Source organism: Planktotalea sp. (assembly GCF_965659345.1).
Classification (GTDB): domain Bacteria; phylum Pseudomonadota; class Alphaproteobacteria; order Rhodobacterales; family Rhodobacteraceae; genus Planktotalea.
This window is the reverse complement of the sequence record NZ_CBFHVK010000028.1, coordinates 16273-31099: the sequence shown is the minus strand read 5'-3', so window position 1 is coordinate 31099 and position 14827 is coordinate 16273. Positions and strand designations below refer to the sequence as shown.

Below are 14827 nucleotides of genomic sequence, written 5' to 3'. Positions count from 1 at the left end.
ACCGTGGTCAACGTGGCCAATTGTGCCGATGTTGACGTGCGGTTTATTGCGTTCAAACTTTTCCTTGCCCATGGTGGGACTCCTTCAAATAAGACGGTGCTTGGCCGAAGCGATAAGCACCCTACGGGATGTTGTGTAGGGTGCGTGGTTTCCCACGCACCGCTCGTTTTATGCGTATTGCGCTTGGATCTCGTCAGAGATGTTCTGCGGAACCGGCTCATAGTGGCTGAACTGCATCGAGAAGTTTGCACGACCCGAAGACATCGAACGAAGTGTGTTGATGTAGCCAAACATGTTCGCAAGCGGAACAAAGCAGTCAATCGCGATGGCATTGCCGCGCGTGTCCTGACCTTGAACCTGACCACGACGGGATGTGAGGTCACCGATGATACCACCTGTGTACTCATCCGGCGTGATCACTTCGACTTTCATGATTGGCTCGAGCAGTTTCGCACCAGCTTTGCGCATTCCTTCGCGCATTGCCATACGAGCTGCGATTTCGAACGCAAGCACAGAGGAGTCAACATCGTGGAACTTACCGTCCAGAAGTTGAACCTTGAAGTCGATCACAGGGAAGCCCGCCAAAGGACCGCTATCCATAACGGATTTGATGCCCTTTTCAACGCCCGGGATGTATTCCTTCGGAACAGCACCACCAACGATCTTGGACTCAAACGAGTAACCTTCGCCCGGCTCTGTCGGCGTGATCTGAAGTTTCACCTCACCGAACTGACCAGAACCACCAGACTGCTTCTTGTGCGTGTACGTGTGCTCAACTTCGTGACCAATCGTTTCGCGGTAAGCAACCTGAGGCGCACCAATGTTCGCTTCAACTTTAAACTCACGACGCATACGGTCGACGAGAATATCAAGGTGAAGTTCACCCATGCCTTTCATGATCGTCTGGCCACTCTCGAGGTCAGTCTCAACACGGAAGGAAGGATCCTCAGCGGACAAACGCTGAAGCGCGATGCCCATCTTTTCTTGGTCGCCCTTTGTTTTAGGCTCAACCGCGATCTCGATCACTGGCTCTGGGAAGGTCATCGTTTCCAGAACGACAGGCTCGTTGACTGCGCAAAGCGTGTCACCTGTTGTCGTGTCTTTCAGACCACCAAGCGCGATGATGTCGCCAGCGAATGCTTCGCTGATTTCATCACGATCGTTGGAGTGCATGATCATCATGCGGCCAACGCGCTCTTTTTTGCCTTTGGTCGAGTTCAGGAATGTATCGCCCTTCTCCAACTTACCGGAGTAGATGCGTGTGAATGTCAGCGAGCCAACAAACGGGTCGTTCCAGATTTTGAACGCAAGCGCAGAGAACGCCATGTCATCATCCGCGCGGCGGGCAATGTCACGTGTTTCTGTTTCGTCACCTGGCTTAAAGCCCATGTAGTCAACAACGTCGAGCGGGCTCGGCAGATAGTCGACAACAGCGTTAAGCAAAGGCTGAACACCTTTGTTTTTGAACGCAGAGCCGCCAAGAACAGGAACGAACGCCATTGCAAGTGTACCCTTGCGGATCAACTTGCGCAGTGTTGGCACATCAGGCTCTTCGCCTTCAAGATATGCTTCCATTGCGTCGTCGTCTTGCTCAACAGCTGCTTCAACGAGCTTGTTGCGCCAAGTGTCAGCCATGTCCTGAAGCTCAGCACGAATTGGCGCTTTCGTCCAAGACGCGCCCAAGTCTTCACCTTCCCACAACCACTCTTCCATGGTTACGAGATCGAGAAGGCCTTCCAGCTCTGTCTCTGCACCGATTGGGATACCAACAGGAACAGCAACTGCGCCTGTACGATCTTCAATCATTTCAACGCAGTTGAAGAAGTCCGCGCCGATTTTGTCCATCTTGTTGACGAAAACCATACGTGGGACTTTGTAGCGATCAGCCTGACGCCAAACAGTCTCTGTCTGCGGCTCAACACCGGCGTTTGCATCCAGAACACAAACCGCGCCGTCAAGAACAGCCAAAGAACGCTCAACTTCAATTGTGAAGTCCACGTGACCGGGCGTGTCGATGATGTTCATGCGGTGCTTTGGAGAATCCGGCGTTTGGCCGTCCTCTGTGCGCTCCCAGAACGTCGTCGTCGCAGCGGAGGTAATAGTAATTCCGCGCTCTTGCTCTTGTTCCATGTGGTCCATCGTTGCGGCGCCATCATGCACCTCACCGATGTTATGCTCTTTACCTGTGTAGTACAGGATGCGCTCGGAACAGGTTGTTTTACCTGCATCGATGTGCGCCATGATACCGAAGTTGCGGTATAGTTCGAGGGGGTATTCGCGTGCCATCTGGCGTACTCCTCTAAATTACCAACGGTAATGGCTGAAGGCTTTGTTCGCCTCGGCCATCTTGTGCGTGTCTTCGCGTTTCTTGACCGCGGAACCACGTGTGTTCACAGCGTCAAGAAGTTCGCCAGCGAGACGCTCTTCCATTGTGTTTTCGTTGCGCGAGCGGGACGCTTTGATCAACCAACGGATGGCCAATGCTTCGCGGCGCTCTGGGCGAACTTCAACCGGCACCTGATACGTGGCACCACCAACACGGCGGGAACGTACTTCGACGGACGGTTTGATGTTGTCGAGCGCTTCGTGGAACACCTCAATAGGTGCGCGCTTGATCTTCTCTTCAACCCGCGTCATCGCAGAATATACGATGCGCTCGGCGACGGACTTTTTGCCGTCGATCATTAGGTTGTTCATGAATTTAGTCAGGACGCGATCGCCATATTTGGCATCGGGCAGGACTTCGCGTTTTTCAGCGGCGTGACGACGTGACATATCAGCCTCTCCTTATTTAGGACGCTTCGCGCCGTACTTCGAACGACGTTGCTTACGATCTTTGACGCCCTGAGTATCCAGAACACCGCGAAGAATGTGGTAACGCACACCGGGAAGGTCTTTTACACGACCGCCACGGATCAGAACCACAGAGTGCTCCTGAAGGTTGTGGCTCTCACCAGGAATGTAGGAAATAACCTCGAAACCGTTGGTCAGGCGCACTTTGGCAACCTTACGCATAGCGGAGTTCGGCTTTTTCGGAGTTGTTGTATAAACGCGTGTGCACACACCACGTTTCTGTGGGCACTGCTCTAGGTGCTGCGACTTAGAGCGCTTGATTTTAGGCTGACGCGGCTTGCGGATCAGCTGTTGGATCGTTGGCATAGAAGGTGTCTTCCCCATCTCTCAACTTAGTTTTGCCACGCGCATGTAACATGCCCGTGACGCGAAATCTGCCGTGCCGTGGAGCACAATCGCCTGTAAACAAGCGAAAAAACCGCAAACGTTCCCATTCCGAGGTGAACGTCGCGGTTGGTTTTCAGAGGTCGCTGGCTATAAGTGCCAAGGACTTGACCACAGTCGATATGATATCGGCAAAAGGAATGCACCTTGAGCCGGATAGCGCGCGTATAGGGGGAGTCGGGTGAGGTGTCAACATGGCCCTGCCCCTTGATGGATTGGGGTGGCAATGACATGCTATTCCTTGAGGTTGAGTAGCATAGGAACAGCGTCATGCAAATCATCGGATTATGCCGGTTTTCCTACCCTGCCCTTGGTGGCTTTCAGGTTGAGCATGACGGCACAGAAGAGCGTTCAGCATTTCTTTACAGCGAGAAGCGCATGGAAGAACGGTTTCGCCACTTTGAGGCAATCATGCTCCCCTCTATCGCTGCACAAACGGAGACAGATTTTACATTTGTCATTGTCATCGGTGACAACCTCCCCGAGCGATACCAAGAACGTCTTTTTGATCTTTGCGCACCGATCAGCCACATCCAGATTCAAGCCCACGCCCCTGCGGATCATCGTGAGACGATGCAGAAAGCCATCAACACGGCACGTGTAAAAAGCGATGCGCCCTGCCTGCAATTTCGCCATGACGATGATGATGCAATCGCGGTGACATTTGTGGAAGAGTTCAAGCGGGCGGCGATAGATTGCCGTCCTCTGCTTGAGCGTAACAAGTTTGTTGCTTTTGATTTCCCCCGTGGCTACGTCGTGCGCCCTGACGCAAAAGGGCTGCATGTGGAAGAAACCTATCACCCGTTCTGGGGCGTCGCGCTTGGCTGTTCGGTTGCGCCACATATTCGCAAAAGCATCATGAATTTCGCGCACGGTCGTATGGGTCGCTTCATGCCATCGATAAGTTTTGATCAGCCCGTGATGTATTTACGCGGGCACAATGACTACAACGACAGCCGCCAAGGGCCTAACGTTACTCAACCAAAGTTGAAACTACTTGATAAAGAGGGCGAGCAAATGATCCGTGACACCTTTGCCGTGGATGCCGAGCACATCAGGCGTGTGTTCGCTTAAGCGCTTTGCGTTTCGCCACTGCTTCGCGATAGAGCGTAAAGACACCTGTTGCGACGATGAGTGCGGCACCAACAAAGGTAAGCGGTTCTGGCCATTCGCCAAAGAACACATAGCCCAGCAGCAATGCCCAAAGCATCGCAGTATATCGGAAAGGTGACGTAAACCCGACTTCGCCGACGCGCATCACCATCACCGAAAAGACGTAGCCGCCAATGACAAAAAAGGCGGACGCAGCAAGCATGGCGATTTGGACTGCCGTTAAATCGACCCACTCCCCTGTGATCGCGGCCCCGACCCCGCCAAATACGGTAACGAAAATAGCGCCAACCAAAGTGACAGTGAGCGAGGGTACATCTTTGCTCAGACGCCGCGCCGCAAGGTCGCGGACGGTCACACAAACCACGGCAATCAAAACGTAGATGGAGTGTACGGTAAACCCGTCGGTTCCAGGCCGCACGATCAACATCATCCCACCAAAACCGATTACAATGGCGAGCATACGACGCCAGCCAACCGCCTCTTTGAACACCAGTGCTGCGGCGAGTGTAACTGTCAGCGGCAATGTCTGTAAAATTGCGGTGACATTGGCAAAGGGCATATGAAGCAAGGCCGTCAGAAAGAAGTATGCCGCCGCAACCTCTGCGCCTGAGCGCAATACAATAAGCCAACGGTCTTTCGCCTTTTCAGGCCAAGCCAGAGCCTTGAGATAGCGCGCAAGAAAGTAGATCAAAACGCTCGCTAAGACACCGCGCAGCAAGAGGACTTGAGGCAGCGGCACCTCTGTCCCAATCGCTTTGACGAAGAGATCATTAAACGTAAACGCCGCCATAGAGCACATCATAAAGAGCGCGCCTTTGGCGTTGTCGGAGAGGTTGTTGAATAGGGTCATGGGACCTCTATCGCTGAAACGAACTCGCGTGTGTAGTGCGTTTGCGACGTCTGCGCGAAACTTCAACGCGGCGGAATGTTTAGGGTTAGGCCCCTAAAGAGTACGCCGTTTTTGAAAACCCGTTTTAGACTGCTCGAAACCGGCGCTTTGATAAAAGCCTAAGATGTTAGGATCTTGTGACCCGCTCAAGAGCATAGCTTTGTAGCAGCCTTGTTTCCAAGCATGATGCGTCGCGAAATCAAGCACAGCTTTTCCAAATCCATAGCCACGATAGAGCGGATGGGTCACCACATTTTCGATCAACGCATAGGGTTTCGCACCGCGTGTGAGGTTGGGCACGACAACGACAGTGCAAGACGCGACAGGTAAGTCCTCCATTTCCCCAAGCACAATGGCACTGCCTTCGTATCTCAGGAACCGAGCGAAGGTATCTCGCGCCTGTGCGAGCCGATAGGGCGCGTTGCCCTCTGCAAGATGTGTGTAGAGATCAAGCAGCGGCCCGAGGTCTTTTTCAACGGCATGTCGTATTGAAAGGTCTGCAGTCATATGGTGAAGGGTAAGGTGATTTGCCTATCTCGGCAATAATGCCTTCACCTAAACAAAAAGGCCCACACGAAAATTCGTGAGGGCCTTTTTCAATTCTTAAGCGAGACGCTTTACTCGTCGCGGCTTTCAGGTGTGGAGAACACATCCTCTGGCTTATCGAATACGTCACCACCCACGATATCGTCCGTCGGCGCGGCCAATGCGGCGGCGGCTTCGGCTTCGATGCGGCGTGCTTCAACAACGACGTTGTCACGGTCCTGCGCAACACGCTGCATCTGCTGAGTTGCCCCACCCGTACCGGCTGGGATCAAACGACCGACGATAACATTCTCTTTGAGACCAACCAGCTTGTCCCGCTTGCCCTGCACGGAAGCTTCCGTAAGAACGCGCGTTGTTTCCTGGAAGGACGCCGCAGAGATGAAGCTGCGTGTCTGCAAGGACGCCTTGGTAATCCCGAGCAAGATTGGCTCACCCAGAGCAGGCTTGTAGCCACGCTGAACTGCTTTCTCGTTGGCCGCAAGATACTCTTGCTTGTCCACGTGCTCGCCTTTGAGCAATGTGGTTTGGCCACTGTCGAGAATTTCCCATTTCTGGAGCATCTGACGTACGATGACTTCGATGTGCTTGTCGTTGATCTTAACACCCTGAAGGCGATAAACGTCCTGCACCTCGTTGATCATGTAGTCCGCCAACGCCTCAACACCCATAATAGACAAGATGTCGTGCGGTGCTGGGTTGCCGTCCATGATGTAATCGCCCTTGGAGACAAAATCACCTTCCTGAACTGGAATGTGCTTGCCCTTTGGCACCATGTATTCAACCGCGCTCAGGCTTTCGTCTACAGGATCAATCGCGATACGGCGCTTGTTCTTGTAGTCTTTGCCAAAGCGGACATGACCGTCAATTTCTGCGATGATCGCGTGATCTTTAGGGCGACGTGCCTCAAAGAGTTCCGCAACCCGTGGCAGACCACCAGTAATGTCTTTCGTCTTGGCACCTTCACGCGGGATACGCGCAACAACGTCACCCGCCTGAACCTCAGAACCTTCTTCAACAGAAAGAACCGCATCCACAGACATTGGGTATGTTACTGGGTTGCCAGCATCGTTGCGCACAGGCTCACCATCTTTATCCATGATGATGATTTCCGGCTTCAGTTCGTTGCCTTTTGGTGCTGCGCGCCAATCGATAACGATCTTCTGCGTCATGCCTGTTGCTTCGTCCGTCTCGTCGCGTACGGCGATGCCGGATGCGAGGTCAACAAACTTGGCGATACCAGCCTTTTCAGCGATGATCGGCAGCGTATACGGATCCCACTCAAACAGCTTGTCACCGCGCGCAACTTTTGCGCCCTCTTTGACAAACAGCTTAGTGCCGTAGCCCAACTTGTGGCTTGAACGCTCTTCACCGTTATCATCGTTGATGATCATCTTCATGTTACGGCCCATCACCATGATATCGCCGGCGGCGTTCTCAAGGGTTTGTGGGTTTTCAAAGACGATCGTGCCTTCTTGGCTGGCTTCCTGGAAGGACTGCTGGCCACCTTGCGCAACGCCGCCGATGTGGAATGTCCGCATCGTCAACTGTGTGCCCGGCTCACCGATGGACTGTGCGGCGATGATGCCGACAGCTTCACCGGAGTTGACCATTGTGCCGCGTGCAAGGTCACGACCATAGCACATGGCGCAAACGCCCTCTTCCGCTTCACAGGTCAAAGGGGAACGAATGCGCATGGATGCAACGCCCGCCTCTTCGACCATATCCGCCATAAGTTCGTCGATGAGCGTACCTGTTGTGAGCAACACTTCATCAGTGCCGGGACGCAAGACGTCCTGAGCAACAACGCGACCCAACACACGATCCGCAAGCGAGGAGACAACCTCACCATCATTTACGGCTGCTTCTGCAGTGATCATGTTCTCTGTTCCACAGTCGCGCATGCGCACGATGCAGTCTTGAGAAACGTCAACCAAGCGACGTGTCAGATAACCAGAGTTCGCTGTTTTCAAAGCCGTGTCTGAGAGACCCTTACGAGCACCGTGCGTGGAGTTGAAGTACTCCAGAACGGTCAGACCTTCTTTAAAGTTGGAGATAATCGGTGTCTCGATAATGTCGCCATTCGGCTTCGCCATCAGACCGCGCATACCGCCCAGCTGCTTCATCTGCGTCACAGAACCACGCGCACCAGAGTGCGCCATCATGTAGACCGAATTCGGCTCCATTTCGGTGCCTTGATCGTCGTGACGCGCAGCGGAGATAGACCCCATCATCGCATCAGTGACTTTGTCGTTACACTTTGACCAAGCATCGACAACTTTGTTGTACTTTTCACCCTGAGTGATCAGACCGTCCATGTACTGTTGCTCGAAATCTTTAACCTGATCACGTGTTTCTTCAACCAATGGCCATTTGGTATCAGGGATCAGCATGTCGTCCTTACCGAACGAAATACCTGCCTTGAACGCTTCACGGAAGCCCATGGTCATAATGTGGTCACAGAAGATCACAGATTCTTTCTGACCACAGTAACGATAGACCGTGTCGATGACCTGCTGAACTTCCTTCTTACGCAGAAGGCGGTTTACCAGTTCAAACGGTGCTTTCGCATTGAGCGGCAAAAGTGCGCCAAGACGTACGCGACCTGGAGTGGTCTCGAAACGCTGCATGACTTCATTGCCCTCATTGTCGATCTGCGGCAAGCGTGCCGTGATCTTGGAGTGCAAATGAACCGTGCCATTATCAAGCGCGTGCTGAACTTCTTCGATAGAGCCGAAGATCATGCCCTCGCCCTTCATACCCTCACGCTCCAGCGTGGTGTAATAAAGGCCCAAGATCATATCCTGAGACGGAACAATGATCGGCGCGCCGTTTGCAGGCGACAGAACGTTGTTCGTGGACATCATCAAAACACGTGCTTCAAGCTGCGCTTCAAGTGAAAGTGGCACGTGAACAGCCATCTGGTCCCCGTCGAAGTCCGCGTTAAACGCAGAACACACGAGCGGGTGCAGCTGGATTGCCTTACCTTCAATGAGAACAGGTTCGAATGCCTGAATGCCGAGACGGTGCAGCGTAGGCGCACGGTTAAGCATGACAGGATGTTCGCGGATCACTTCATCCAAGATGTCCCAAACTTCGGGACGCTCTTTTTCAACAAGCTTTTTCGCTTGTTTCACAGTGGATGACAGGCCTTTGGCCTCAAGACGTGAGTAGATGAAGGGTTTGAACAGCTCGAGCGCCATCTTTTTGGGCAAGCCACACTGATGCAACTTCAACTCCGGTCCCGTCACAATGACGGAACGACCAGAGAAGTCGACGCGCTTACCCAAAAGGTTTTGACGGAAACGGCCCTGCTTACCCTTCAGCATGTCGCTGAGAGATTTCAAAGGACGCTTGTTCGCGCCTGTGATGACACGACCGCGACGACCGTTATCGAACAGCGCGTCAACAGATTCCTGCAACATCCGCTTTTCGTTACGCACAATGATATCAGGTGCGCGCAGCTCAATTAGACGCTTCAAACGGTTGTTACGGTTGATCACACGACGATAAAGGTCGTTAAGGTCAGACGTCGCAAAACGGCCACCATCGAGGGGCACGAGCGGACGAAGCTCTGGCGGGATCACAGGGATCACGGTCAGGATCATCCACTCTGGGCGGTTGCCAGATTCAAGGAAGCTCTCAACCACCTTAAGGCGCTTGATGATCTTCTTTGGCTTGAGTTCACCCGTTGCTTCGGCAAGATCCGCGCGCAGGGTTTCCGCCTCGGATTCCAGATCGATCTGTGCGAGCATTTCGCGGATCGCTTCCGCACCGATGTTCGCCGTGAATGCGTCCATACCAAAGGTGTCTTGCGCATCCATATACTCTTCTTCGGTCATCATCTGACCGTAAGTGAGGTCCGTCAGGCCCGGCTCGATCACGACGTAGTTCTCAAAGTAGAGAACACGCTCGAGATCACGCAAAGTCATGTCCAACATCAGGCCGATGCGGGATGGCAAGGACTTGAGGAACCAAATGTGCGCAACTGGGGAGGCCAATTCGATGTGGCCCATGCGCTCACGACGTACTTTTTGAAGCGTTACTTCAACACCGCATTTCTCGCAGACAACGCCGCGATACTTCATGCGCTTATATTTACCGCAGAGGCATTCATAGTCCTTGATCGGGCCAAAGATACGCGCACAGAAGAGGCCGTCGCGCTCTGGCTTGAATGTACGATAGTTGATGGTTTCGGGCTTTTTGATTTCGCCAAAAGACCACGACAGGATGCGCTCAGGGGACGCGAGGGAGACTTTGATCTCGTCGAACGTCTTGATGGGGGCAACCGGGTTAAACGGGTTGTTTGTCAGTTCCTGGTTCATTTTCAAATCCTTGAAAGGGGAGCATTGGAAGTCAAAGGAAGGTGCGTGGGATCACGCACCTTACGGACACTCTAAGCGCCGTAAGGTGTCGTGCTTTGCACGCACCCTTACTCGTCTTCCTCCGCGTCCAGGAGTTCCATATTCAGGCCAAGGCCACGGACTTCTTTGACGAGAACGTTAAAGCTCTCTGGCACGCCAGCCTCGTAGTTGTCTTCACCTTTGACGATGCTCTCATAGACCTTGGTACGGCCAGCGACGTCGTCCGACTTGACGGTGAGCATTTCCTGAAGCGTGTAGGCGGCGCCGTAAGCTTCAAGTGCCCAGACTTCCATCTCACCAAAGCGCTGACCACCGAACTGTGCTTTACCACCCAGCGGCTGCTGTGTGACCAAGGAATATGGTCCTGTAGAACGCGCGTGGATTTTATCATCCACAAGGTGATGCAGTTTCAGCAGGTACTTGATGCCTACCGTGACGGGGCGCGCGAATTGCTCGCCTGTACGACCGTCAAACAAGACCGACTGACCGCTTTCAGAGAAGCCAGCACGCTTGAGGCTGTCATTCACGTCATGCTCTTTCGCGCCGTCAAAGACCGGCGTCGCGATAGGCACACCGTTGGTGACATTGCCTGCTGTTTCCAACAATGCATCATCATCAAGACCCTCAAGACCTTCCGCATAGACGTCATCGCCGTAAGCAAGGCGCATCGCCTCTTTCACAGGTGTCAGATCGCCGTTGCGACGGTAATCGCCAAGCGCGTCATCGATGTTCAGACCCAGACCGCGTGCGGCCCAACCCATGTGGGTTTCCAAAATCTGACCCACGTTCATACGCGAAGGAACACCAAGCGGGTTCAAACAGAAGTCAACAGGCGTACCATCGGCCAAGAACGGCATGTCTTCCATCGGTACAACCTTGGAAATAACACCTTTGTTGCCGTGACGACCCGCCATCTTGTCACCTGGCTGAAGCTTACGCTTCACAGCAACGAAGACTTTGACCATCTTCATCACACCGGGTGGGAGATCGTCGCCGCGACGGACTTTCTCGACTTTATCCTCAAAACGCGCATCCAAAGTGCGCTTTTGCACTTCATACTGCTCGTTCAAGGCTTCAACGATCTGCGCGTCTTTCTCGTCCTTCAGGGCCAACTGCCACCACTGACCACGGGTCAGTGTCTCCAGTAGCTCTTCGGTGATCTCGGCATTTGGCTTGACGCCTTTCGGGCCTTTTACAGCCACTTTGCCCATAATCATGCCCTTAAGGCGCGCGTAGATGTTACGATCAAGGATGACCAATTCGTCATCACGGTCACGTGCCAAACGTTCGACTTCTTCACGCTCGATCTGAAGCGCGCGTTCGTCTTTTTCAACGCCGTGGCGGTTGAAGACACGTACTTCTACGACTGTTCCGAAGTCACCCGGCTTAACACGCAGTGACGTGTCGCGTACGTCAGAGGCCTTCTCACCAAAGATCGCACGAAGAAGTTTTTCTTCTGGCGTCATCGGGCTTTCACCCTTTGGCGTGATCTTACCCACGAGGATATCACCCGGCTCAACATCTGCGCCGATGTATACGATACCTGCTTCGTCGAGGTTGCGCAGGGCTTCCTCACCGACGTTTGGAATATCGCGTGTGATTTCTTCTGGGCCAAGCTTCGTGTCACGGGCTGCGACTTCGAATTCCTCAATGTGGATAGACGTAAAGACATCATCACGAGAAACACGCTCAGAGATCAGGATCGAGTCTTCGTAGTTGTAGCCATTCCAAGGCATAAACGCGACGACCACGTTCTTACCAAGCGCGAGTTCACCCATATCTGTGGATGGACCGTCAGCAATGACTTCGCCCTTTTGAACTGTATCACCAACCTTAACCAACGGACGTTGGTTGATCGTGGTGTTTTGGTTCGAACGCTGGAATTTACGCATGCGGTAGATGTCTACGCCCGCATCGCCAAGCTCTAGATCATGCGTTGCGCGTACAACGATACGTTGGGCATCGACTTGGTCGATCACGCCTGCGCGTTTCGCCATGATCGCAGCGCCACTATCGCGCGCAACCACTTCTTCGATGCCTGTACCCACGAGTGGGGCTTCGGCGCGAAGCAGTGGAACCGCCTGACGTTGCATGTTGGAGCCCATAAGCGCGCGGTTCGCGTCGTCGTTCTCAAGGAACGGGATCAACGAGGCCGCGACAGAGACCAACTGCTTGGGTGATACGTCGATCAAGTCCACATTTTCATTCGGCGACAAAGTGTAGTCGCCCGATTTACGTGTGGAAACCAGATCGTTCACGAACTTCATGTTCTCGTCGAGGTTGGCGTTTGCCTGAGCCACTGTGTGGCGCATTTCCTCAGTCGCGGACATGTAGTGAACTTCGTCCGTCACTGTGCCGTTGTTCACAACACGGTAAGGTGTTTCGATGAAGCCATACTTGTTCACGCGCGCGAATGTCGCGAGGGAGTTGATGAGACCAATATTCGGGCCTTCCGGCGTTTCAATTGGGCACATGCGACCGTAGTGCGTTGGGTGCACGTCGCGCACCTCAAAGCCGGCACGCTCACGTGTGAGACCACCTGGTCCAAGCGCGGAGAGACGACGCTTATGCGTAACCTCAGAAAGCGGGTTGGTTTGGTCCATGAACTGCGACAGCTGCGAAGAACCGAAGAATTCACGCACAGCCGCAGCCGCTGGTTTCGCGTTGATCAAGTCTTGCGGCATCACTGTGTCGATTTCGACAGAGGACATACGCTCCTTGATCGCGCGCTCCATGCGGAGCAAACCAACGCGGTACTGGTTTTCCATCAGCTCTCCGACAGAACGTACACGACGGTTACCAAGGTGGTCGATATCGTCGATATCGCCTTTGCCGTCGCGCAGCTCAACCAATGCTTTGATACAAGCAACGATGTCTTCTTTGCGAAGTGTGCGTTGCGTATCTTCAGCATCAAGCGCCAAGCGCATGTTCATTTTTACGCGGCCCACCGCGGAAAGATCATAACGCTCGCTATCAAAGAACAGCGTGTCAAACAGGTTGGACGCCGCTTCGACGGTGGGCGGTTCACCCGGACGCATCACACGGTAGATGTCCATGAGTGCTGTTTCGCGGTTCATGTTCTTGTCTGCCGCCATCGTATTGCGCATGTATGCGCCAACGTTGACGTTGTCGATGTCAAGGATAGGCAAGTCGGTGATGCCCGCATCGATCAGATCCTTGAGGGAACCACCGATCACATCGCCGTCTTTGTCCATTTCCAGCGTCAACTCGTCACCAGCTTCAGCGTAGATCGCACCAGTTTCTTCGTTGATGATGTCTTTGGCGATGAATTTGCCAACGATTGCATCGTATGGGATCAACAATTCAGAGACTTCACCCGCATCGATCAATTTCTTGACTGCGCGCGGCGTCACTTTCTTGTTGGCTTCCGCAATGATTTCACCCGTCTTGGCATCGACCAAGTCGTATGTTGGACGCGTGCCGCGAACCCGCTCTGGGAAGAACTTGGTGACCCAACCTTTGTTCTTTTTCAGCTTGAACTCAACGGTGTCGTAATATGCATCCATAATCCCCTCTTGGTCGAGACCAAGGGAATAAAGAAGCGTTGTGACAGGAAGCTTACGACGACGGTCGATACGTGCGAAGACAATGTCTTTCGCGTCGAACTCGAAGTCGAGCCATGAGCCGCGGTATGGAATGATACGGCAAGCAAACAGCAACTTACCGGAGCTGTGCGTTTTGCCCTTGTCGTGATCAAAGAACACGCCGGGAGAGCGGTGCATCTGGGAAACGATAACACGCTCTGTACCGTTCACAACGAAGGTACCGTTTGGCGTCATCAATGGCATGTCGCCCATGAAGACGTCTTGCTCTTTGATATCCTTTACAGACTTCGCGCCTGTGTCCTCATCAATTTCAAACACGATCAAGCGCAACGTCACCTTCAAAGGTGCGGCATATGTCATGTCACGTTGCTGGCACTCTTCAACGTCATACTTCGGCTTTTCCAGCTCGTAGTTGACGAATTCCAGAATGGAGGTTTCGTTGAAATCTTTGATCGGAAAGACCGATTGGAACACACCCTTGATGCCTTCGCCGTCCAATGGGATCGGCTCGTCACCAGAGTTGAGGAACAAGTCATAAGAGCTTTTCTGAACCTCGATAAGGTTCGGCATCTCAAGAACTTCACGAATTTTGCCGTAATATTTACGCAAACGCTTCTGGCCAAGGAAGGATTGAGCCATGATAGGTATCACCTTTTTAGTTTCTCATCAGACACATGCACGGTTGGGTCCCCGCGATGCATCCTGTCGAGACGACAGAGTTATGTGATCCATTCTCGCCATGCGTCCCACTGCGCGGCACTCGATCATATGGTCCTGTCTTGGAAAAACTCTTGTGCGTCAGAGGCTTGCCGAGAGAGGCGCGGTATATATGGGTGTTTTGTTTTGTTCTGTTCTTATTAAGAGGGATCAGGACAAAAACGCTGTGATCAAGACCTCCTATTCGGCAAACAGAAAAGCGGCGTCGAATCAATCGAAGCCGTCAGAAATTTTCAAATATGTCGTGAAGGGGGCGAACGCAAGGGGGGCTGCGCTAAAAAGCAGGTGTGGGCAAGGGTTTGCTGAATTGGTTTAGAGTTTTTTTGGGGAGGGGGGATCTTTGCTCTACTGTTGAAACAAAACCAGTCAAGAATATTTAAGTGGAATAAGTGAATCCG

The 14827-nt window shown here is 53.1% G+C and carries 8 protein-coding genes; 1 reads left to right on the top strand and 7 read right to left on the bottom strand.

The features are described from left to right. Nucleotides 1-168: 168 nt before the first annotated feature. The 3 genes from fusA to rpsL are packed head-to-tail and all read right to left on the bottom strand — an operon-like array spanning nt 169 to nt 3159. Nucleotides 169-2286, bottom strand: coding sequence for an elongation factor G (fusA, locus tag ACTG3Z_RS16355; RefSeq protein ID WP_439144084.1), 2118 nt, complete (start codon nt 2284-2286; stop codon nt 169-171). Nucleotides 2287-2304: 18 nt separating this feature from the next. Beyond that, nucleotides 2305-2775, bottom strand: coding sequence for a 30S ribosomal protein S7 (gene rpsG, locus ACTG3Z_RS16350; protein ID WP_439144083.1), 471 nt, complete (start codon nt 2773-2775; stop codon nt 2305-2307). 12 nt (nt 2776-2787) lie between these two features. Beyond that, nucleotides 2788-3159, bottom strand: a complete 372-nt coding sequence (gene rpsL / locus ACTG3Z_RS16345; RefSeq protein ID WP_009828243.1) for a 30S ribosomal protein S12 — start codon at nt 3157-3159, stop codon at nt 2788-2790. A gap of 348 nt (nt 3160-3507) precedes the next feature. Between rpsL and ACTG3Z_RS16340 the strand changes: the two genes are divergently transcribed. Next, on the top strand, nt 3508-4311 hold the full coding sequence (locus ACTG3Z_RS16340; RefSeq protein WP_439144082.1) for a putative rhamnosyl transferase: 804 nt from the start codon (nt 3508-3510) through the stop codon (nt 4309-4311). On the opposite strand, the gene ACTG3Z_RS16335 is transcribed toward ACTG3Z_RS16340, so the two are convergent. The 4 genes from ACTG3Z_RS16335 to rpoB form a co-directional block, all read right to left on the bottom strand. Then, the gene (locus ACTG3Z_RS16335; protein ID WP_439144081.1) at nt 4292-5200 is read right to left on the bottom strand and encodes a DMT family transporter; all 909 of its coding nucleotides are present in this window, start codon (nt 5198-5200) and stop codon (nt 4292-4294) included. The genes ACTG3Z_RS16340 and ACTG3Z_RS16335 overlap by 20 nt on opposite strands. 93 nt (nt 5201-5293) lie before the next feature. After that, nucleotides 5294-5746 carry a GNAT family N-acetyltransferase gene (locus ACTG3Z_RS16330; protein ID WP_439144080.1) on the bottom strand — a complete coding sequence of 151 codons (453 nt, stop codon included), beginning with the start codon at nt 5744-5746 and terminating at the stop codon, nt 5294-5296. Nucleotides 5747-5856: 110 nt separating this feature from the next. Beyond that, nucleotides 5857-10107 (bottom strand): DNA-directed RNA polymerase subunit beta', encoded by a 4251-nt coding sequence (gene rpoC, locus ACTG3Z_RS16325; protein ID WP_439144079.1) that lies wholly within the window; start codon nt 10105-10107, stop codon nt 5857-5859. A 107-nt stretch (nt 10108-10214) separates the two neighbouring features. Beyond that, nucleotides 10215-14351, bottom strand: coding sequence for a DNA-directed RNA polymerase subunit beta (gene rpoB / locus ACTG3Z_RS16320; protein ID WP_439144078.1), 4137 nt, complete (start codon nt 14349-14351; stop codon nt 10215-10217). Between the last annotated feature and the right edge of the window lie 476 nt (nt 14352-14827).

What these genes read in the sequence shown, in the direction of transcription:
- rpsL (WP_009828243.1), bottom strand. Translation starts at nt 3,159, where the DNA reads ATGCCAACGATCCAACAGCTGATCCGCAAGCCGCGTCAGCCTAAAATC.
- rpoB (WP_439144078.1), bottom strand. Translation starts at nt 14,351, where the DNA reads ATGGCTCAATCCTTCCTTGGCCAGAAGCGTTTGCGTAAATATTACGGC.
- ACTG3Z_RS16340 (WP_439144082.1), top strand. Translation starts at nt 3,508, where the DNA reads ATGCAAATCATCGGATTATGCCGGTTTTCCTACCCTGCCCTTGGTGGC.
- fusA (WP_439144084.1), bottom strand. Translation starts at nt 2,286, where the DNA reads ATGGCACGCGAATACCCCCTCGAACTATACCGCAACTTCGGTATCATG.
- rpsG (WP_439144083.1), bottom strand. Translation starts at nt 2,775, where the DNA reads ATGTCACGTCGTCACGCCGCTGAAAAACGCGAAGTCCTGCCCGATGCC.
- ACTG3Z_RS16330 (WP_439144080.1), bottom strand. Translation starts at nt 5,746, where the DNA reads ATGACTGCAGACCTTTCAATACGACATGCCGTTGAAAAAGACCTCGGG.
- ACTG3Z_RS16335 (WP_439144081.1), bottom strand. Translation starts at nt 5,200, where the DNA reads ATGACCCTATTCAACAACCTCTCCGACAACGCCAAAGGCGCGCTCTTT.
- rpoC (WP_439144079.1), bottom strand. Translation starts at nt 10,107, where the DNA reads ATGAACCAGGAACTGACAAACAACCCGTTTAACCCGGTTGCCCCCATC.